Genomic DNA, 18,289 nt, shown 5'->3' on the forward strand with positions numbered 1-18,289 from the left:
ACAACATGGTTCAATACGTTGACGCGGGACAATCCAACCTGATCGGCACTGACGCGCCCCGGCCACAGGACAAAAACCCGAAGGGGATTGATCGCATCATTGCCATCGCCTCGGGGAAGGGGGGCGTGGGCAAGTCCACCGTGTCGTCCAACCTGGCGGTGGCGCTGGCCTCGAAAGGGCTGAAGGTGGGCCTGTTGGACGCCGACGTCTACGGACCCAGCCAGCCCCGCATGCTGGGTGTATCCGGTCGCCCGTCCAGTCCGGACGGGCATACCATTCTGCCGCTGCGCAATCATGGCGTGACCCTGATGTCCCTGGGCCTGATGGCCCCGGACGATGAAGCCATTGTCTGGCGCGGGCCGATGCTGATGGGCGCCCTGCAACAGATGATGAACCAGGTCGATTGGGGCAGGCTGGATGTCTTGCTGGTGGATCTGCCGCCGGGCACCGGTGATGTCCAGATGACCCTGAGTCAGAAATTCTTTGTGGCCGGCGCTGTGGTGGTCTCGACACCCCAGGACATTGCTCTGATGGATGCGCGCAAAGGCATCGACATGTTCAACCGGATGGAGGTGCCGCTCTTCGGCCTGATCGAAAACATGGCCTCGTTTGTCTGTGACGGCTGCGGTAAAGAGCACCACCCGTTTGGATCCGGCGGCGCCCGGGCCGAGGCACAAAAGCTGGGCGCGCCCTTCCTCGGTGAGATTCCGCTCGACCTGGATATCCGTGTTGGGTCGGATGGCGGCGTTCCGATTGTGGTGTCGAAGCCGGACAGTCCGCAGGCGCAGGCCTTCCAGCGCATTGCCGATGAGATCGTCACCTCTGATGTCTACGCCCGGGCCATCCAATGATCGAGTCACCTCAGTTTCCGCCGTTACTGACGGGTGAAATGGTGCCCAAACACACAGATCCCTTTGACAAGGCCGTGAGCCGGGCCATCGCGGGGGTCGATTCAGGCACGATTTTTTACTCCGAGACGGTCGACAATCTGCGCGCTGCCCTGGTGCTGGCGCCGGAAACGTCCCTGGAAGAGGCGATTCAAGCCGTTTACGTGGCCCAGATAGGCTTGGCCGAGAGTCTGGGCGCACTGGCCCCGCCGGAAGTGCCTGTGCACTTTCAATGGCCCGATCGCATAAAGGTCAATGGTGCGGTCTGCGGGTCCGTCCGTTTTGCAGCGGATGTGTCTGATCCGAAGGCGCAGCCAAACTGGCTGATCATCGGGATCGATGTACCCTTTATGCATCTGACAGATGAGCCGGGTAAAACCCCGAATCAAACCTGTCTGCATGAGGAGGGCTGTGTCGAGATCACCCCCATGGCGCTGCTGGAAAGCTGGTCCAAACATACCCTGCTGTGGCTGACCTACTTCATGGACGGTGGGTTCGAGCGTGTACACAACGAGTGGCGCCCCCGTTGTGACACGCTGGGTAAAAGGATTGACCGGCCGAAGTCCGGAGTCTTTGTTGGGCTGGATGAGAAGGGCCGGATGTTATTGCGCCAAGACGTCATGACCGAGACAGTGAGCTTGATCGAATTCGCGGAGCACCTATGAAACTGGCCCGAACCCTGAGACTGGATGTATCTGATGAAAACGTCTACGAGGTGCCTGCCCCCAGTGGCGAATGGGCCATCTCCGGCGGATTTGAATTTTCCAATTGGACCGAAGCGGATATGAAAGGCAAGGCCCGTCAGGCCTTCAGTAACGGTTGGTACAGCATAGAATCGGGTGGCCGCGCCAGTTTTGTCGGTGTTTGCGACATCACCGAAGCCGAACTGGAAACGTTGCGAAAGACCCTGGCGCAAACCTTTGTCGAGCTCTACGGCGCCCCGGATATGGATGCTGCCTACCCCGTCGCCTGCGAAGAAATCGACCAGATGCGCAATATGTGTGAGGACTTCGAAGACAACAGCTTGTTGATGGTCAGCCGCACCCTGACCGAATTGGGGGTTGAGGAAACCTTCCGCTCCCGGGCTCCACAGGATGCCTCGCTGGAAGCCTTTGCCGTGCATGGCAGCGTCGAGTGATTACAGCCCGAAGCTGCCGTAGGGAATGAATCGCACCGGGGTTCCCGGCTCGATCTGCTGAGCGCTCTCATCCAACTCTACCAGACCCTCGGACCAGGCCAGGCCTGTCACCCGGCCCGAGCCTTCCGAGCCGAACACTTCAACCTGCCCATTGCGGACCCGGGCGCGCAGCATCTCGCTGCGCCCAGGCTTTTTGTTCTTGGAAAAATTCGCGGGCACGAGATAGCCCTGGGGTTCGAACCACTCCCCCCCTGCCAATAGCGCCATCGCGGGCGCGCCAAAGCGCAATGCGCAGACCCACGCGGCCACCGGATTGCCCGGCAAGCCGACCACGGGCGTACCCCGGAACATGGCCAGCGCCAGCGGGCGGCCCGGCTTGATGGCGATGCGCCAGTTGCTGATGTCGCCGTGGGCTTTCAACGTTTTCGATACATGATCCTCGTCGCCTGCAGAAACACCGCCGCTGGTCAGGATCAGGTCACACGCCTCCGCGCCTCGTTCCAGCACCGCTTCCACGTCTTCGGCCCGGTCCTGGACATGGCCCAGGTCCACCAGTTCGTAGCCAAGCTGCGTCACCAGGGCGCTCAGCATTGGGCGGTTGGCATCGTAAATTTGCCAGTCGGTGACCGATGAACCGACGGGCTTCACTTCATCACCCGTGGACAGAATGCCGACCCGCAGTCGCTGAAACACATCGACCGACGCCACACCGACACTGGCCAGCACGGAAATCTGGGTTGGCGTCAGGCGGCTTGCTGCGGTGAGGATCCGGTCCTGTGCGTTGATGTCCTCTCCGGCTTGGCGCCGGTTGGCTCCTACCTTCAACGTGCCGTTCAGATGGAGCTGGCCATCGATGACTTCGCAGTCCTCCTCCAGAACGATCGTATCAACGCCCGTTGGCATCACCGCGCCGGTCAGGATCCGGATCGCGTGGCCCTCGGGTACCTGACCGGTGTATGGCTCCCCGGCGGCGCTTCGGCCGTCGACCAGGGGCAGGGTGCAGGGCACTTGAGTCAGGGGGCCCGCGAACGCATAGCCGTCGACCGCAGAATTGCTGCTGGGGGGGTGAGCGCGAGGTGCAAAAACATCGCTCGCCAGTATCCGGCCATTTACCTGGGCCAGAGGGACGGCGCGTTCCACTTCCACCACCGGACGCAACCGTGAACGCAACCGCTCCAGGGCCTCGTCGACCGGCGTCCAGTTCACCCCGGGGGGCAGGGCAAAACAGTCATTACGAAGCGGCTTCATAATTCTCCTGTGCTCAGAATAAAATCGGCAATTCCGGGTACATCGTTCACATCAAAGCAGGGGCCCGAAAACTCCGGAGCATAGTCCGTCGCCACTGCGATGATGCTGGGGTCTTCCGGGTACAGGGGCGCACGGGAGCTCTCCTGTCTGTGCACTTCAATCTTGGGGTGGGCATGGGATTTGAATCCCTCGACCACGACCCAATCGCAAGGGCCCAGCCGGGCCAGCAACTCTTCCATGGTTGGCTCGTCGGCGCCACGCAGTTCGTGCATGATGGCGAACCGCTGTCCTCCCGCCAGAATGACTTCCTGGGCGCCCGCCTCGCGGTGCTGGTAACTATCGGTTCCGGGCTGGTCCACGTCGACGCCATGATGGGCGTGCTTGATCGAGTTAACCGTTAACCCCCTGTTCGACAGTTCGCGAATCAGCGCGCTGGCCAGAGTGGTTTTTCCGCTGTTCTTCCAGCCGACAATCCCAATAACGTTCACTGCAACTGCTGCTCCGCCCGGGCCAGATCCTCCGGCGTGTTAATGTTGAAAAAGTCGTCCTCACCAAAAATCACCAGTGTCTCGCCCTGGGCCTGCGTCCACTGGCGAATCTTGCGTACACCGTCGTTCAGGGCGGCCCTCAAATCGTGCCGCAACGCCACCTGCCAGCGGCCAAATGTCGGCTGTGGCACCCGGCCACGTTCCGGATCCGGCGTGGCCGCCAGCACCACCGGGGTATCATGCCCGGCCAATCGTTCAGCCAGATCCAGCGGAAACGACGGGGTGTCCGCAGCGACACTGATCAGCCACTCATGCCCATGCTGGGCAGCCCAATCCATACCTGCCAGCACACCCGCCAGAGGGCCCGAAAACTCACCGATCGAGTCGGCCACCACGGGCAATCCCAGATCATCAAAGCGGCTCAAATCGCCATTGGCGTTCAGCACCACGGCATCGACCTGCGGCGTGATTCGATCGATGACACGATGGATCAATGACTGATCGCCCAGCATCAATCGTCCTTTGTCACCACCACCCATTCGGTTTGCCTGGCCACCCGCCAGAATTACTGCGCAAACGCTCATGCTGCCCCTCTTTCAGTCATGGTGAGATTCTCAGTCATGCTGCGCGCCCTTGCGACGCATTTTCTTGTCGTCGTCCGGAACCTGCGACAGGTCCTGATCGTACACCAGTCGGTGCTGGCCACTGAGGCAGGTGAACTTCTTACCTCGCATCCGTCCGATCAGGGTCAACCCGACCTGTCGGGCAATATCGACGCCCCAGGCGGTGAAACCGGACCGGCTGATCAGGGTCGGGATGCCCATCAGGGATGTCTTGATCACCATCTCGGACGTCAGGCGGCCCGTAGTGTAGAGGACTTTATTGTCGGCCGGAATGTTGTTCAGGTGCATCCAGCCAGCGATCTTGTCGACCGCGTTGTGGCGCCCGACATCCTCCATGTAGGCCAGAACCTGACGGTCCTGACACAGGGCGGTGCCATGAATGGCACCGGTTTCCATATACAGACTGGGGGTATGGTTGATCTGGTAGGAGAGGTCGTAAAAGGTGCTGGTATGCACCGGTGTGTCCGGCAGTGACAACCCTTCGAGCCCCGCCATCATGTCACCAAATACGGTGCCCACGGCACAGCCGGACGTACGGGTTTTCTTTTCCAGCTTGTCTTCGACATCGGTAATGCCAGCGGTACGAACCACGGCGACTTCCAGCTCCTCGTCGAAATCGATCTTCGTGACCTGATCGGTCTCTTTCAGCATACCCTGGTTCAGTAGAAACCCGAGGGCCAGGTACTCCGGATGATCGCCGATGGTCATGGCCGTGACGATCTCCTGGCTGTTCAGATAGATGGTCAGGGGGCGCTCCTCGATCACGCTGATCGACTTCGCCTGACCCGTTTCATCAACGCCCTCAACCTTGCGGGACAGCCGAGGATCAGAGGGGTTGGGTAGAAGGGGTGTACTCGTCATTATGGTTGTAGCCCGGTTAGGAAATTCACTGGCTCGGGTCCGGACGGCCTAGTGGGCGTTCGGGAAAAACAGCTGTTTACCGTCGACCTGATAGGCGCCAATAGCGGCCTGTCCGGTTTCCGACAGCAACCACTGTGCAAAGGCTTCCGCCGCCTCCCGATTCACGTTGGGGCACTTTTTCGTACTGACCGGAATCACACCGTACTGGTTGAACAGGGCGGGATTTCCCTCAAATACGATGGTGGCGTCCTGTTTGTTGGTAAAGGCGATCCAGGTAGCTCTGTCTGTTAACACGTAGGCACCGAGGCTCACGCCGGTGTTCAGGGTTGCGCCCATGCCGCTGCCGGTTTCCAGGTACCATTGACCGGAACCGGTGTCGGGGTCGATACCGGCCTCGCGCCACAGGGAACGTTCTTTCTTGTGTGTCCCCGAATCATCACCCCGTGAGGCAAATTTAGCGCCGGTCTGCTGGATGCGCTGCAAAGCCTCGGTGGCGTTCTCAGCGCCTGCCAGATTGGCAGGATCCGCTTGAGGGCCAATGATCACAAAGTCGTTGTACATCAGGTCGCGGCGGTATTCGCCAAAGCCGTCAGCAATGAACTGTTCTTCGGCCGACTTGGCGTGAACCAGGAGCACATCGCCATCGCAGCGCCTGGCATTCTTGATCGCCTGTCCCGTGCCCACAGCGACCACGTTAACCTTATTGCCGGTTTCCTTTTCCAGTATCGGTAACAGGTAGTCATACAGGCCACTGTTCTGGGTCGAGGTGGTGGACTGGACAATGATGGTGTCGGCCAGAGCGGGAGTGCTCAGGGCTAAGGCGATGGCAATGGCAAAGTTTTTCATGGCTGTCCTCTGTTTTGTTTTTGTTGTTGTTCTTTTCTTAAAACAGGATTTCTCCTGCCAGATAGGCTTTAGCGACCCGGGTTTGGGGTGCGGCAAAGAATTGATCCGCGGGCCCCTGCTCGGCTACCTGCCCGTTCGATATAAATACGACTTCATCGGCCAAACGTCGAGCCTGGCCCTGATCGTGACTAACCAGAATAACCTTGGCCCCCCGGGCGCTATGCGCTTTGACCAGCGATTCAATTAATAGCACCGATGCAGGATCCAGGCTAGCCGTCGCCTCATCCAGCAACAATAGCCCAGGCTCACTCAACAGTGCTCGTGCCAGGGCAAGTCGTTGTTGCTCGCCGCCCGAAAGCATACGTGCGGGCTGGTCGGCCCGATCAGCCAGGTGTACAGACTCCAACGCTTTAATTAATCGCTGGGGGGCGGTTTTAGCGATCCTGGGGGCCGCAAACGCTAAATTCTGTATCACGGTTCGGCGCAGCAGTACCGGTTGCTGAAAGACCATGGCCTGTTGGTCATGGCTGTCGCTCACCGTCAGAGAGCCAAGCGTGATACTCCCCTGATCCGGAGTGATCAAACCGTGCAAAGAGCGCAGGAGCAGGCTTTTACCCGCGCCGTTAGAGCCCATGATCACAGTAATGCCGGGCTCATCAATGACGAGGTTCACGCCTCCCAGCACGGCTCGATCGCCTTTGGTCAGGCGCAGATCGCTGATGTGTATGGGCAGGAGTGAACTAGGCATATTGACGCCTCGCGGCATATTCACGGACACCAATCACCAGGGCGTTGACCAGCAACGACAGCGTCAGCAGTATGGCACCCAGGCCCAAGGCCAGGGTCAGGTTGCCTTTCGAGGTTTCCAACGCGATGGTGGTCGTCATCACGCGGGTCAGATGATCAATATTGCCGCCGACGATGATGACGGCGCCAACCTCGGCGATGGCCCGGCCGAAACCCGCGAGAATGCAGGTGGTCAGTGCGTAACGCGCATCCACCAGGTAGGCCACCACCGCACGGCGTCCGGTGACACCCATCGAGTGAAACGTATCGCTGTATTCCTGATGAAGGTGCTCGATCACCTGATTCGCCAGGGCCGCAATAATCGGGGTGATCAGCACCACTTGCGCGATGATCATGGCGGTGGGTGTGTACAGCAGCCCCATCCAGCCGAGCGGCCCGGACCGTGACAGGAACAGATATACAATCAGCCCTACGACCACTGGGGGCATGCCCATGAGGGCGTTAAGCAAAAGGATGCAGAACTTGCGTCCGGGAAACGTCGTGATCGCCAGCCAGGTTCCCAGGGGGAGGCTGATGAGTGCGGAGATGGCCAATGCGGTCACACTGACACGAATGGAGAGCCAGAGAATTTCGAAGAGATCTGCATCCAGCGTGACGATCAGTCGGAAGGCTTCTGCCAAAGCGTCCATTTATAATTGTTGTCCTGCAGTGGTGACTCGAAGATTGCACGCGCTTTTAATCAGATTCGCAAGGGGTGCGGGCGGAGTCAACCCGGGCGAAAGGAATCGAACCTCTCGCCGTCAGAATGGCGGTGATTTTGTGCCCGAAGGGGCTTTATACGGGGGCGGGTCCCGGTTGGTACCTGATTAACCGGATGAAGTGATACCCTTACGCACCGCTACCAATCACGCAAATCCAACCTGAATGCCGACACCCGGCATGCCATCTTCAATCCGGAGTTTGAGCCTTACCCATGAGAGTTATTATTCGTTATTTTTTCCGCACCCTGCGCCTGGTCCTGACACCGTTCATGCTGCTCACCGAAAAGCTCAGCACGCCAAAAAGCGTGGCCCGCACCGCTGAAGAGCAGGCCCGCGTCGACGAGGCCAGTAAACATCTCGCTCTTTACCAGTTCAGAGCCTGCCCGTTCTGCATCAAGGTACGCAAGGAAATCGCCCGACTTGGCCTGAACATTGAAACCCGCGATGCCCAGCATGATCCGCAGCATCGTGCCGCGCTGGAAGCCGGTGGAGGCCGCGTCAAAGTTCCCTGTCTGAAGATTCACCAGGAAGATGGCAGTGAGCGTTGGTTGTACGAGTCTGGGGAGATCAAGGCATGGCTGCAGGAGCGATTCGAGCTGGCCTGATTGCAGTCGCTGATGTGGTGCTGGCTTCCATCATCACTGTATTGCTTGGTCCGTGCACACACCATGGAAAGGATTTCGACACAACCAATAAAAAAGGCCCGCGTTTTCACGCAGGCCTTTGAAATAATGGCCCGCCCGAGAGGATTCGAACCTCTGACCTCTGCCTCCGGAGGGCAGCGCTCTATCCAGCTGAGCTACGGGCGGAACGAAAGTTAACGGCAGTGCGTCAATTTCGAGTGCGCAATCTTACGTGCGCAGCAGGAGTCTGTCCAGCCCCCTGTTGCATCATCTGAACCGGGGGGTTACCGGAGGTCCATCGGCTCCGGCGTCAAGTTTACCAGCGCGTCTTCGTTGCTGACGGAGACCTCGCCGTCCTGAATGGTCACCTGGAAATTCATGCTGCGCTGCGCCAGTTGCCCCAGTGCCTCGGTGGCGTCCTGGGGCAGGTTGATAAGGGTCAGGTTATCGAAACGGTTCAACTTGTTGTGATGCTTCTCCCACCACAAGGGCACGGCGCGGCCCCCGTAGGTGTATAGAATCACCTGCCTCGCCCGGTTGCAGGCTTTGCGCAGACGGCCCTCCTCGGGCAGCCCCAGCTCAATCCAAAGCTCGATCTCATCGCTCAGGCTTTTACGCCACAACTCGGGTTCGTCGTCGGTGCTCAGACCCTTCGTGAACTCCAGGTGCTCGTCGGCATTCAGCGCGAACGCCAACAGGCGGATCATCATCCGCTCGTCGGTTTCCGACGGGTGCTGGGCGATGGTGAGGTGGTGGTCCGCGTAATAATGCCGGTCCATGTCGGCGATGTTGAGCGTGGCCTTGAAGATTGTTGCTTTGAGCGCCATGAGCCTTCCGGAATGGTATGAAACGGTAAGTATGCGCTAGTGTAGAGCAATTCTGTCCCTGATGAGCATGACAGCATGCCGATGTTGCGCGGTTTTTTGATTCTGGTCCTGTTTTTCCTGTTCGGCGAAGCCCTGCGCCTGCTATTCCTGGTGCCGGTCAGCGGTGGCGTACTGGGCATGATCTGCATGACCTTGACGTTAATGATGAATGGCAGCGTCAGCGAGCCGTTGGCAACGGCGAGCCAAGGTCTGATATCGGTGCTGGTGTTGCTGATCATGCCCGGGGTGGTCGGGGTGTTCTTCACCGCCGACCAGTTTCAGGGCCAGTGGCTGGCGGTGGCGATGGCATTGCTGGCCGGTACCTTTCTGAGTGTGCTGACGACGCTGGTGCTGATGAAGTGGCTGGTTCGGGGCTCCGGCCGGGGGCCGGCCAATGACTGAGCGTTTGCTGTCGCTGGTGGAGACGTTGTCGGACGGCCCGGCACTGGCCATTGGCCTGACGCTGGGTGCGTTCTTCGCCGGCAACTGGGTCTTCGCCCGGATCGGCCGTCCGCTCTGGCTGCCGCCGGTGGTGCTTGCGGCCGTCCTGCTGTCGGCGACCATTGCCGTTCTACCCCTGGATTACACCCGCTATCAACTGGGCGCCCAATGGCTGACGGTGCTGTTGGGGCCGGCGACGGTCGCCCTGGGCATTCCGCTCTATCAACAGATGCACCACATTCGGGCCCTGTGGCGTCCAATCCTGTGCACCCTCCCGGTGGCGGCGACGCTGGCGGCGGTCTACGCTGTGGTGATTGCCTGGGCGCTGGGTGCAACCCCGGAGGTGTTGGCGTCGCTGGCGCCGAAGTCGGTTACCGCACCGATTGCCATCGGGATCACCGAGCAACTCGGTGGTTCGGTGCCACTGATGATGGGCGGTCTGTTGATCACCGGTGTGGTGGCTACCCTGTTCGTTGACCTGCTGGCAGGTCTGCTGCCGGTGGAAGACGAGCGCATCCTCGGATTTGCCCTGGGCCTGAATGGGCACGCGGTGGGTACCGCCCGGGCTTTTGAGATCAGCCACACGGCGGGCGCGTTTGCGTCACTCGGTATGGGGCTGACGGGGGTGTTCACGGCCCTGATTCTGCCCCTGGTTTTCCATCTCTGAACGTCGCCCCAAATCAGGTCATTCACCTCACGAATAAGGTCATGTCGCAATTTCGATTGCTGTTCCGGGTTTCCACGACTAGCTTTTAGCGCAGTCATCTGGTGCGAATGTGCGCCGATGCGCCGCAAAATTCTTAAAACAGCGACGGAAAACGCGATGAAAAAACTACTGACAGCTTTTGTTGGTTCCATGGCCCTGGCCGCCGCCCCGGTAGCAATGTCCGCCGAGGCGAACAAGGAACTGAAAATGGCGTACGACGCCGACCCCGTAACCCTGGATATCCATGAACAGCTCTCCGGCGGCATGTTGCAGCTGAGCCACATGACCTTCGACCCGCTGCTGCGCTGGACCAAGGACCTCGGTTTCGAGCCGCGCCTGGCTGAGAGCTGGGAGCGTGTCGATGAGAACACCATGCGCTTCAAGCTGCGTGAGGGTGTGACCTTCCATTCTGGCAACGAGCTGACCACCAAGGACGTCAAGTTCACCTTTGATCGTCTGAAGCAGAGCCAGGACTACAAAGCGATTTTCAAGCCGTTCAGCGAACTCAAGGTGATCGACGATTACACCTTCGAGCTGGTTACCAGCGAGCCCTATCCGCTGCTGCTGAATACCGCGACCTATATCTTTCCGATGGACAGCGAGTTCTACACCGGCGAGACCGAGAACGGCCAGAGCAAGAGCGCCATCGTCAAGCACGGCAACTCCTTTGCTTCCGAGAATCTGTCCGGTACCGGCCCCTACGTGATCACCGGGCGCCAGCAGGGCGTGCGCGTCGAGTTCGAGCGCTTTGACGACTACTGGGATACCGAATCTCCGGGTAACGTCGGCAAAATCGTGCTGACTCCCATCAAGGAGAACAACACCCGTGTTTCCGCGCTGCTGTCCGGCGGTGTGGACTTCATTGCACCCGTGCCGCCGACCGACCTGGAACGTATCCGTCGTGACAAGAATGCGGACCTGGTGACCATGAGCGGTACCCGCATCATCCTGTTCCACATGAACCAGGACCGGGTGGAAGCGTTCAAGAACCCGAAGGTGCGTGAAGCCATTGCCTACGCCATCAACCAGGAAGGCATTGCCGCCAAGATCATGAAGGGCTTTGCCACGCCGGCTGCCCAGATGTCCCCGGCAGGCTACCAGGGCCACAACGACGCCCTGGCACCCCGGTTTGACGTGGCCAAGGCCCAGGAGCTGATGAAGGAGGCCGGTTACGAGGACGGTTTCACCATCACCATGATGGCGCCCAACAACCGCTACGTGAACGATGACAAGATCGCCCAGGCAGTGGCCGCCATGCTGGCACGGATCAACATCAAGGTGGATCTGAAGACCCTGCCGAAAGCCCAGTACTGGCCGGAGTATGACGCCCGCGCCGCGGACATGATGATGATCGGCTGGCACGCGGACACCGAGGACTCCGCCAACTTCTTCGAGTTCCTGACCTTCTGTCCGGATGCCGACAGTGGTGCCGGTCAGTACAACGCCGGCAATTACTGCAACCCGGAGATCGATGCGCTGGTGAACAAGGCCAACGTCGAAACCGATCTCGACAAGCGGGCTGAAATGCTGAAGGAAGTTGAGCAGCGCCTATACGACGACGCAGCCTTCGTGCCCCTGCACTGGCAGGACCTGGCCTGGGCCAGCAAAAAGAATGTGAAGATCGAGCCGATCCTCAACGTGATGAACTTCCCGTACCTGGGTGACCTGGTCGTGGAATAACCGCCTTTATGGCAGGCCGGCTTCGGATACGTCCGGAGCCGGTCTTTTGTTTGCAGAATTATCCGGTAAATTTTCATGTTAGCGTTTCTAGTTCAGCGGATTTCCCAGGCAGTACTGGTCATGTTTGTGATCAGCGTGATTGCCTTTGCCATCCAGGATGGCCTTGGTGACCCGCTTCAGCAGATGGTGGGCATGTCCGTTTCCCAGGAGGAGCGGGAAGCGCTCCGCGACGAAATGGGCCTGAATGATCCACTGGTGGTGCAGTACCTGCGATTTGCCGGTAACGCCCTGCAGGGCGACCTTGGCACCTCCTATTTTTATGGCAAACCCACTCTCGATGTCATTCTCGAGCACCTTCCGGCGACGCTGGAACTGGTGATCGGTGCCAGCCTGATTATTCTTGTGTTCTCGGTGCCCATTGGCGTCTATGCCGCCATCCGGCCCCAGGCCTGGCTGTCCAAATTCTTTATGGGGGTCAGTACCGTCGGGATATCCATCCCGGTGTTCCTGACCGCCATTGTATTGATTCAGCTGTTCTCCATCGGCGTCACCGTGGACTGGTTCCCGGAAGATGCCGGCTGGGGGCAGTGGCTCAATGCCGCCCTGTCCACCCAGGGTGGCTTGCCTTCCTATGGACGCGGCGACGACCTGACGCCCCTGTTCGGCACCTGGAACTCCGGCTTTTTCTCCCAGGGTGGCATCCTGCACCTGGTGCTGCCGTCGGTGTCGCTGGCGTCCATCATGCTGCCGCTGTTCATCCGCCTGATCCGGGCGGAGATGATGGAAGTGCTGCAGAGCGACTACATCCGGTATGCCCGGGCCAAGGGTCTGAGCTCGCCCCGCATTAATTTCCTGCACGCGCTCAAGAACACCATGCTGCCGGTGATTACCGTCGGTGGGGTACAGATCGGCATCATGGTGGCCTACACCATCCTGACCGAGACCGTGTTCCAGTGGCCGGGTGTCGGCCTGATGTTCCTGGAAGCCATCACCCGCAGCGACATCCCCCTGATCGTGGCCTACCTGATGGTGGTAGGGCTGATCTTTGTGATTACCAATACCGTGGTGGATCTGGTCTACGGCCTGGTCAACCCCACTGTAAAACTGACAGGTAAGAAAGCATGACGACGGCGACTCTTTCACGCTGGGATCGCTTTCGCGAGTCCTTCCTCTGGTACAGCTTCAAGCGGGACAAGGTGGCGATTGCCAGCTTCGTGGTGCTGATGCTGATGGTGTTGGCGGCCATCTTCGCACCGCTGCTGGCCCCGGCCGATCCCTACGATCTGGCCCAGATCAACATCATGAACTCGGAGCTGCCGCCGGTCGGCCTCGACGGCTCCGATCCGGCCTTCCCGCTGGGCACCGACGCTCAGGGTCGGGATCTGCTCTCCACGATTCTCTACGGCACCAGGGTGTCGCTGCTGATCGGGTTTGGTGCCGTCCTGCTGCAGGCGGCGCTGGGCATCCTGTTTGGTCTGTTGGCGGGCTACCTTGGCGGCCGTGTGGATTCCATCCTGATGCGCATCGCCGACGTTCAGCTGTCATTCTCCACCCTGATGGTGGCGATCATCGTGGGGGCCGTGTTCAAAGCCAGCTTCGGCAGCCTGATGTTTGGCGAGATTGCCATCTACATGTTGATCTTCATTATCGGTGTCTCGGAGTGGCCGCAGATTGCCCGGACCGTTCGTGCCTCGGTGTTGGCGGAGAAGAAAAAGGAATACGTGGACGCGGCCAAGGTGATGGGTTTCCGTACCGGCCGGATCATGTTCCGCCACATCCTGCCCAATACCCTGTCGCCGATTTTTGTCATCGCCACGGTGCAGATCGCCAACGCGATCATCTCCGAGGCGGCGCTGTCGTTCCTCGGTCTGGGCATGCCGGAAACCCAGCCGTCGTTGGGTTCACTGATCAAATCCGGTTTTGACTACATCCAGAGTGGCTCCTGGTGGATCACCCTGATTCCCGGCCTGGTGCTGGTGGTACTCGTTCTGGTCATCAACCTGTTGGGTGACTGGCTGCGGGATGTCATGAATCCACGGCTGTACAAGGGGTAACGTCATGTCATTACTGGAAGTAAAAAATCTCGACGTCCGCTTTGCCGTGCGCGGCGGTGACCTCACCGCCTTGCGCGGCATCAGCTTCAGCCTGGATAAGGGCGAGCGCCTCGGGCTGGTGGGGGAATCCGGTGCCGGTAAATCGGTGGCGGCCTTCTCCATCCTCAACCTGATCGCCCGGCCCGGTTACATCGCCGGTGGCCAGATCCTGTTTGAAGGGAAGGACCTGGCGGCCATGAGCGAGCGCGAACTGCGCAAAATCCGTGGCAACCGTATTGCCATGATTTTCCAGGATCCGATGATGACCCTGAATCCGGTGCTGACCATCGGTACCCAGATGATCGAGGCCATCAAGGCGCATCGTCGGATCAACACGAAAGGCGCCCGGGACATCGCCCTGGACAAGTTGCGCAAGGTGCAGATTCCGTCCCCGGAAAAGCGCCTGGACCAGTATCCCCATGAGCTGTCCGGGGGCATGCGACAGCGGGTGATAATTGCCATCGCACTGCTGCTGGACCCGGAGATCATCATTGCGGATGAGCCGACCACGGCGCTGGATGTCACCATCCAGGCGGAAATCATGGCGCTGTTGCTGGAGTTGTGTGAGCAGGAAAACGTGGCGCTGATGCTGATCACCCACGATCTGGGGGTGGTTTCCCAGGTGACCCAACGCATGCTGGTGATGTATTCGGGCCGGATCATCGAGCAGGGCCCGACCCGGGAAATCATCAACGATGCCCAGCATCCCTACACCCAGGGGCTAATCAACGCACTGCCCCAGATGGGCGAGCCGGGTGAACGGCTGTTCCAGATTCCCGGTTCCATGCCGTCCCTGAAGAACGTACCCACAGGCTGCCCCTTCCATCCGCGTTGCAAGTTTGCCACTGACCAGTGCAAGCGTGTCATGCCGGAGTATGTCCGCTCCGGAAATGTGGATGTGGCCTGTTACGAAGTCAGCAATCTCATAGAGCAGGAGAAACGCATGCAGGAGGTGGAATCGTGACCTCCCCGTCATCCACACTGGTAGACATTCGCGGGCTGGAGAAGAAGTTCGACCTTTCCGGCAGCCTGCTGGAGCAGATCTCATTCAAGGGTGGCCGCCTCCACCGCAAGCAGGAAGCCGTGCATGCGATCAATGGCGTCGATCTGCAGGTGCAGAAGGGCGAGGCCCTGTGCGTGGTGGGTGAGTCCGGCTGTGGCAAATCAACGGTCGCCCGCACGGTCATGGGGTTGTTGTCCCCCAGCGCTGGTGAAATTCATTACGACGGCCAGCGCATCGATCACCTGGATGGCAAAGAGGTGTTGCCATACCGTCGCAAGATGCAGATGATTTTCCAGAATCCGTACGCATCCCTGAACCCACGGATGACCATCCAGAAAACCCTGGAAGAACCTATCCGGTTCCACCAGCCCGACGCCTCGGACATCCAGGTTCGCGACAAGGTGCATGAAGTCATGCACTCGGTCGGTATTGATCCCGACTGGGGCAGCCGGTTCGGCCACGAGTTTTCCGGCGGCCAGCGTCAGCGGATTGCCATTGCCCGGGCGCTGGCGGTAGACCCTGAGTTTATCGTCGCCGACGAGCCGATTTCGGCCCTGGACGTGTCCATTCAGGCACAGGTACTCAACCTGCTGATGGATGCCCAGGAGAGCCGCAACCTGACTTACCTGTTCATCACCCATGATCTGGCGGTGGTTGAACACTTCGGAACCCGGGTCGCAGTGATGTACCTGGGCCGGGTTTGTGAGCTGGCGGACACCAAAACCCTGTTCAGCACCCCACGGCATCCATACACCCAGGCGCTGCTCTCGGCCATTCCCAAGCTGGAGGACGACCGGCCGAATCACATCCGCCTGCAGGGGGAGGTGCCGACACCGGTGCAGTTGCCATCGGGGTGTGTCTTCCATGGCCGCTGCCCCTACGCCAACGAACGCTGTCGGCAGGAAATTCCGCAACTGATTGCCACCGACGGGGGCGCCCGGGTGGCGTGTCACGCCGTAGAAGAAGGGCGGTTGTAACAGGGTCATCGCGATAGGCTATGATGCCAAACACTATCTTGCGACCCTGGTGACACCATGGAAATACGTTGGCTTGAAGACTTTATGGCGCTGGCTCGAACGCGCCACTTTTCACGTGCTGCTGAATTGCAGCACGTGAGCCAGCCGACGTTCAGTCGCCGCATCAAGCTCCTCGAAGAAGCCATGGGCGCCACCCTGATCAATCGCCAGACCCTGCCGCTGTCCCTGACACCGGCGGGGGAGGCGTTTGTTGAGCTGTGTGAACGGGTCACCCGGGACGTCCGGGATACCAAGGACCGCATTCACGACATGGAGGCCGAAGCCTCGGCCCGGATCAGTGTCGGCTCCACCCAGGGCCTGTTCTCCCACTTTTATCAGAAGTGGGCACGAGAGGCGGGCGTGGCGGACCGGCTGCAACTGAACCTGAAGGCCACCAACTGGGTCGGGGAGCAGTTTCTGGATGCCCTGGACAGCGGCGAGTGCGATCTGGTGCTGTGCTATTGGCACAAGGACCTGCCCTGGGGCGAGCGTCTGAATCCGGACCGCTACGAGTCGGTCGTCCTGGCCCGTGAATCGCTTGTGCCAGTGAGCGTCGTAGATGACACCGGCCAGCCGCGCTTTGCCTTGCCGGGCACCCCGGAGCAGCCGGTGCCCCTGATTGCCTATCACCCGCGCGGATTTCTGCAGTCGGCGATTGAGGCCCACCTGAGTCGCCGCAAGGTATCGGCGAATCTGCTGCCGCTGAACGAGAATACCCAGTCGGCCAGCATCAAAGCCCTGGTCAAACAGGGCTTTGGCATGGGCTGGTTGCCCCAACGAATGACGGAGAAAAGTGAGCAGTTCGGTAGCCTGGCCCGGTCCGGCGGCGAGCAGTGGGATGTGCCCCTGGAAATTCGTCTGATCCGACTGGTTGAACCGCGCTCCGACGACCTTTTAACACTCTGGAAAACACTGGAAAGCCAACATGCCTGACACCGAGTTACTGTTCCTGCAGCCGGATCACATCCAGACGCTGCAGCAACGCTATGAACGCGCCATGGCGGTGCATGGATACGACAGCCTGCTGATCAGTTCCGGTGCCGCGCCCATGCGCTATGGCGACGATCAGTCCTGGCATTTCCAGGGTTATGGCCCGTTCCTGCACTGGACCGGTCTCACCGGCCAGGAGCACAGCTGGCTGCTGATCCGGCCGGGACAGACACCGCTGCTGTGGTTGTACCAGCCGGTGGATTTCTGGCATGCCAACCCGGAGTTGCCGGACGAGCCCTGGCAGCAGGTCATGGAAGTGCGGTTCATCCAGCAGCGCGAGGCGCCCCGCATGGAGCGGGCGGGCAAACTGGCTGTTATTGGCGATCCGGCAATGCTTGCGCATGTGCCGGGTGATCACAACCCGGAACCGCTACTGGCCGATCTGGACGAAACCCGGGTGCACAAAACGCCTTACGAGATCGCCTGCCTCGCCCGGGCCAACGAGATTGCCGTGCGCGGGCACCAGGCTGCCCGGGAGGCCTTCCTCGGTGGTGGCAGTGAATTCGAGATCAGCCTGGCCTATCAGCGGGCTACGCGCCAGCGTGAGGCGGAAGCGCCGTACCACAGCATCATCGGTCTGAATGAACACGCCGGCACCCTGCATTACCAGTATTACGACACAGAGGCACCAGCCACAGCCCGCAGCCTTCTGATCGATGCCGGTGTCCGCTTCCGGGGCTACTGTTCCGACATTACCCGCACCACGTCCGCAGGCGGCGAAGGCCGGTTCGCCGCCCTGATCCAGGGCCTTGAACAGCTGCAGCGCCGTCTGTGCGAAATGGTGGCCCCGGGTGTCGACTATGTGGCGATCCACCGCAAGACCCACGAGGGCATTGCCGCCTTACTGAACGCGGCCGGCGTCGTCTCCGGGCTGGACGACGAGGCTCTGGTGGAACAGGGGGTTACCCGCGCCTTTTTCCCCCACGGTATTGGTCACTTTCTCGGAATTCAGGTGCACGACGTCGCCGGTAAGCGCGAACCGGCACCCGCAGACGCGCCGTTCCTGCGCCTGACCCGGACCCTGGAACCGGGCATGGTTGTCACCATTGAGCCGGGGCTCTACATCATCCCGTCACTGCTGGACTCGGTGCTGGACGGGCCGCTCGGTAGACACGTCAATCGCTCGGTGCTGGACGAACTCCGGGGCTGTGGCGGTATTCGTATTGAGGACAACGTGGTGGTCACCGCCGACGGTGCCCGAAACCTGACCCGGGAAGCCGGGGGTTGATGCACCCTGTTGCACAAATTTAACCCGAAAGGGTTGTAATTAGA

Annotated in this window: 21 protein-coding genes and 1 tRNA gene; 13 read left to right on the forward strand and 9 right to left on the reverse strand. The window is 60.1% G+C overall.

Annotation, left to right across the window (positions count from 1 at the left end; genetic code table 11):
• Nucleotides 1-5 precede the first annotated feature (5 nt).
• Genes KZO34_RS12175 through KZO34_RS12185 form a run of 3 tightly spaced genes read left to right on the forward strand, consistent with a single transcriptional unit; the run spans nucleotide 6 to nucleotide 2,025 of the window.
• The gene (locus tag KZO34_RS12175; RefSeq protein WP_219476777.1) at nucleotides 6-851 is read left to right on the forward strand and encodes an Mrp/NBP35 family ATP-binding protein; all 846 of its coding nucleotides are present in this window, start codon (nucleotides 6-8) and stop codon (nucleotides 849-851) included.
• Nucleotides 848-1,552: a biotin/lipoate--protein ligase family protein gene (locus tag KZO34_RS12180; protein WP_219476778.1), complete on the forward strand. Its 705-nt coding sequence runs from the start codon at nucleotides 848-850 to the stop codon at nucleotides 1,550-1,552. The genes KZO34_RS12175 and KZO34_RS12180 overlap by 4 nt, the downstream gene beginning before the upstream one ends.
• On the forward strand, nucleotides 1,549-2,025 hold the full coding sequence (locus KZO34_RS12185) for a DUF6505 family protein (RefSeq protein ID WP_219476780.1): 477 nt from the start codon (nucleotides 1,549-1,551) through the stop codon (nucleotides 2,023-2,025). The genes KZO34_RS12180 and KZO34_RS12185 overlap by 4 nt, the downstream gene beginning before the upstream one ends.
• Here KZO34_RS12185 and KZO34_RS12190 read toward each other — a convergent pair whose 3' ends face one another.
• Genes KZO34_RS12190 through KZO34_RS12220 form a run of 7 tightly spaced genes read right to left on the reverse strand, consistent with a single transcriptional unit; the run spans nucleotide 2,026 to nucleotide 7,527 of the window.
• Nucleotides 2,026-3,273: a molybdopterin-binding protein gene (locus tag KZO34_RS12190; protein WP_219476782.1), complete on the reverse strand. Its 1,248-nt coding sequence runs from the start codon at nucleotides 3,271-3,273 to the stop codon at nucleotides 2,026-2,028.
• Nucleotides 3,270-3,761, reverse strand: coding sequence for a molybdopterin-guanine dinucleotide biosynthesis protein B (mobB, locus tag KZO34_RS12195; RefSeq protein WP_219476786.1), 492 nt, complete (start codon nucleotides 3,759-3,761; stop codon nucleotides 3,270-3,272). Before mobB ends, KZO34_RS12190 begins: the two co-directional genes overlap by 4 nt.
• Entirely contained in the window at nucleotides 3,758-4,345 is a 588-nt protein-coding gene (gene mobA, locus KZO34_RS12200; protein WP_219476788.1) for a molybdenum cofactor guanylyltransferase MobA, read from the reverse strand. Before mobA ends, mobB begins: the two co-directional genes overlap by 4 nt.
• A 30-nt stretch (nucleotides 4,346-4,375) precedes the next feature.
• A complete protein-coding gene (locus tag KZO34_RS12205; RefSeq protein ID WP_219476790.1) occupies nucleotides 4,376-5,245 on the reverse strand; it encodes a formate dehydrogenase accessory sulfurtransferase FdhD in 870 nt (289 codons plus the stop codon).
• 48 nt (nucleotides 5,246-5,293) lie between these two features.
• The gene (locus tag KZO34_RS12210) at nucleotides 5,294-6,091 is read right to left on the reverse strand and encodes an ABC transporter substrate-binding protein (RefSeq protein WP_219476792.1); all 798 of its coding nucleotides are present in this window, start codon (nucleotides 6,089-6,091) and stop codon (nucleotides 5,294-5,296) included.
• Nucleotides 6,092-6,128: 37 nt separating this feature from the next.
• Nucleotides 6,129-6,839 carry an ATP-binding cassette domain-containing protein gene (locus tag KZO34_RS12215; RefSeq protein ID WP_219476794.1) on the reverse strand — a complete coding sequence of 237 codons (711 nt, stop codon included), beginning with the start codon at nucleotides 6,837-6,839 and terminating at the stop codon, nucleotides 6,129-6,131.
• On the reverse strand, nucleotides 6,832-7,527 hold the full coding sequence (locus KZO34_RS12220; RefSeq protein WP_219476797.1) for an ABC transporter permease: 696 nt from the start codon (nucleotides 7,525-7,527) through the stop codon (nucleotides 6,832-6,834). Before KZO34_RS12220 ends, KZO34_RS12215 begins: the two co-directional genes overlap by 8 nt.
• A 284-nt stretch (nucleotides 7,528-7,811) precedes the next feature.
• On the opposite strand from KZO34_RS12220, the gene KZO34_RS12225 reads away from it, so the two are divergent.
• The gene (locus KZO34_RS12225; protein ID WP_219476799.1) at nucleotides 7,812-8,204 is read left to right on the forward strand and encodes a glutaredoxin family protein; all 393 of its coding nucleotides are present in this window, start codon (nucleotides 7,812-7,814) and stop codon (nucleotides 8,202-8,204) included.
• Nucleotides 8,205-8,331: 127 nt separating this feature from the next.
• On the opposite strand, the gene KZO34_RS12230 is transcribed toward KZO34_RS12225, so the two are convergent.
• Together KZO34_RS12230 and KZO34_RS12235 are read right to left on the reverse strand one after the other, a co-directional pair.
• Nucleotides 8,332-8,408 (reverse strand) — tRNA-Arg (locus KZO34_RS12230).
• A gap of 98 nt (nucleotides 8,409-8,506) precedes the next feature.
• Nucleotides 8,507-9,049 carry a YaeQ family protein gene (locus tag KZO34_RS12235; RefSeq protein WP_219476801.1) on the reverse strand — a complete coding sequence of 181 codons (543 nt, stop codon included), beginning with the start codon at nucleotides 9,047-9,049 and terminating at the stop codon, nucleotides 8,507-8,509.
• Nucleotides 9,050-9,124: 75 nt separating this feature from the next.
• On the opposite strand from KZO34_RS12235, the gene KZO34_RS12240 reads away from it, so the two are divergent.
• From KZO34_RS12240 to pepQ, 9 genes are all read left to right on the forward strand, one after another.
• The gene (locus tag KZO34_RS12240) at nucleotides 9,125-9,490 is read left to right on the forward strand and encodes a CidA/LrgA family protein (protein WP_219476803.1); all 366 of its coding nucleotides are present in this window, start codon (nucleotides 9,125-9,127) and stop codon (nucleotides 9,488-9,490) included.
• A complete protein-coding gene (locus KZO34_RS12245; RefSeq protein WP_219476805.1) occupies nucleotides 9,483-10,196 on the forward strand; it encodes an LrgB family protein in 714 nt (237 codons plus the stop codon). Before KZO34_RS12240 ends, KZO34_RS12245 begins: the two co-directional genes overlap by 8 nt.
• 156 nt (nucleotides 10,197-10,352) lie before the next feature.
• Nucleotides 10,353-11,915 carry an ABC transporter substrate-binding protein gene (locus tag KZO34_RS12250; protein ID WP_219476807.1) on the forward strand — a complete coding sequence of 521 codons (1,563 nt, stop codon included), beginning with the start codon at nucleotides 10,353-10,355 and terminating at the stop codon, nucleotides 11,913-11,915.
• 75 nt (nucleotides 11,916-11,990) lie between these two features.
• The gene (locus KZO34_RS12255; RefSeq protein WP_219476809.1) at nucleotides 11,991-13,040 is read left to right on the forward strand and encodes an ABC transporter permease; all 1,050 of its coding nucleotides are present in this window, start codon (nucleotides 11,991-11,993) and stop codon (nucleotides 13,038-13,040) included.
• Nucleotides 13,037-13,969 (forward strand): ABC transporter permease, encoded by a 933-nt coding sequence (locus KZO34_RS12260; RefSeq protein ID WP_219476811.1) that lies wholly within the window; start codon nucleotides 13,037-13,039, stop codon nucleotides 13,967-13,969. The genes KZO34_RS12255 and KZO34_RS12260 overlap by 4 nt, the downstream gene beginning before the upstream one ends.
• 4 nt (nucleotides 13,970-13,973) lie before the next feature.
• Nucleotides 13,974-14,972, forward strand: coding sequence for an ABC transporter ATP-binding protein (locus KZO34_RS12265; RefSeq protein WP_219476813.1), 999 nt, complete (start codon nucleotides 13,974-13,976; stop codon nucleotides 14,970-14,972).
• Complete coding sequence (locus tag KZO34_RS12270) at nucleotides 14,969-15,988, forward strand: ABC transporter ATP-binding protein (RefSeq protein ID WP_219476816.1); 1,020 nt, start codon at nucleotides 14,969-14,971, stop codon at nucleotides 15,986-15,988. The genes KZO34_RS12265 and KZO34_RS12270 overlap by 4 nt, the downstream gene beginning before the upstream one ends.
• Before the next feature lie 57 nt (nucleotides 15,989-16,045).
• Nucleotides 16,046-16,960, forward strand: coding sequence for a LysR family transcriptional regulator (locus tag KZO34_RS12275; RefSeq protein ID WP_219476818.1), 915 nt, complete (start codon nucleotides 16,046-16,048; stop codon nucleotides 16,958-16,960).
• Entirely contained in the window at nucleotides 16,953-18,245 is a 1,293-nt protein-coding gene (gene pepQ, locus KZO34_RS12280; RefSeq protein WP_219476820.1) for a Xaa-Pro dipeptidase, read from the forward strand. The genes KZO34_RS12275 and pepQ overlap by 8 nt, the downstream gene beginning before the upstream one ends.
• Nucleotides 18,246-18,289: the final 44 nt, after the last annotated feature.

It is taken from the genome of Marinobacter sp. F4206, from assembly GCF_019392195.1.
GTDB lineage: Bacteria > Pseudomonadota > Gammaproteobacteria > Pseudomonadales > Oleiphilaceae > Marinobacter.

Excerpts from the sequence above, each read along its gene's own strand:
- KZO34_RS12265 (WP_219476813.1), top strand. The coding sequence starts at position 13,974 with ATGTCATTACTGGAAGTAAAAAATCTCGACGTCCGCTTTGCCGTGCGC.
- KZO34_RS12220 (WP_219476797.1), bottom strand. The coding sequence starts at position 7,527 with ATGGACGCTTTGGCAGAAGCCTTCCGACTGATCGTCACGCTGGATGCA.
- pepQ (WP_219476820.1), top strand. The coding sequence starts at position 16,953 with ATGCCTGACACCGAGTTACTGTTCCTGCAGCCGGATCACATCCAGACG.
- KZO34_RS12205 (WP_219476790.1), bottom strand. The coding sequence starts at position 5,245 with ATGACGAGTACACCCCTTCTACCCAACCCCTCTGATCCTCGGCTGTCC.
- KZO34_RS12240 (WP_219476803.1), top strand. The coding sequence starts at position 9,125 with ATGCCGATGTTGCGCGGTTTTTTGATTCTGGTCCTGTTTTTCCTGTTC.
- KZO34_RS12250 (WP_219476807.1), top strand. The coding sequence starts at position 10,353 with ATGAAAAAACTACTGACAGCTTTTGTTGGTTCCATGGCCCTGGCCGCC.
- KZO34_RS12180 (WP_219476778.1), top strand. The coding sequence starts at position 848 with ATGATCGAGTCACCTCAGTTTCCGCCGTTACTGACGGGTGAAATGGTG.
- KZO34_RS12210 (WP_219476792.1), bottom strand. The coding sequence starts at position 6,091 with ATGAAAAACTTTGCCATTGCCATCGCCTTAGCCCTGAGCACTCCCGCT.
- KZO34_RS12175 (WP_219476777.1), top strand. The coding sequence starts at position 6 with ATGGTTCAATACGTTGACGCGGGACAATCCAACCTGATCGGCACTGAC.
- KZO34_RS12245 (WP_219476805.1), top strand. The coding sequence starts at position 9,483 with ATGACTGAGCGTTTGCTGTCGCTGGTGGAGACGTTGTCGGACGGCCCG.
- KZO34_RS12260 (WP_219476811.1), top strand. The coding sequence starts at position 13,037 with ATGACGACGGCGACTCTTTCACGCTGGGATCGCTTTCGCGAGTCCTTC.
- mobA (WP_219476788.1), bottom strand. The coding sequence starts at position 4,345 with ATGAGCGTTTGCGCAGTAATTCTGGCGGGTGGCCAGGCAAACCGAATG.
- KZO34_RS12215 (WP_219476794.1), bottom strand. The coding sequence starts at position 6,839 with ATGCCTAGTTCACTCCTGCCCATACACATCAGCGATCTGCGCCTGACC.
- KZO34_RS12190 (WP_219476782.1), bottom strand. The coding sequence starts at position 3,273 with ATGAAGCCGCTTCGTAATGACTGTTTTGCCCTGCCCCCCGGGGTGAAC.
- KZO34_RS12185 (WP_219476780.1), top strand. The coding sequence starts at position 1,549 with ATGAAACTGGCCCGAACCCTGAGACTGGATGTATCTGATGAAAACGTC.
- KZO34_RS12275 (WP_219476818.1), top strand. The coding sequence starts at position 16,046 with ATGGAAATACGTTGGCTTGAAGACTTTATGGCGCTGGCTCGAACGCGC.
- KZO34_RS12255 (WP_219476809.1), top strand. The coding sequence starts at position 11,991 with ATGTTAGCGTTTCTAGTTCAGCGGATTTCCCAGGCAGTACTGGTCATG.
- KZO34_RS12235 (WP_219476801.1), bottom strand. The coding sequence starts at position 9,049 with ATGGCGCTCAAAGCAACAATCTTCAAGGCCACGCTCAACATCGCCGAC.
- KZO34_RS12225 (WP_219476799.1), top strand. The coding sequence starts at position 7,812 with ATGAGAGTTATTATTCGTTATTTTTTCCGCACCCTGCGCCTGGTCCTG.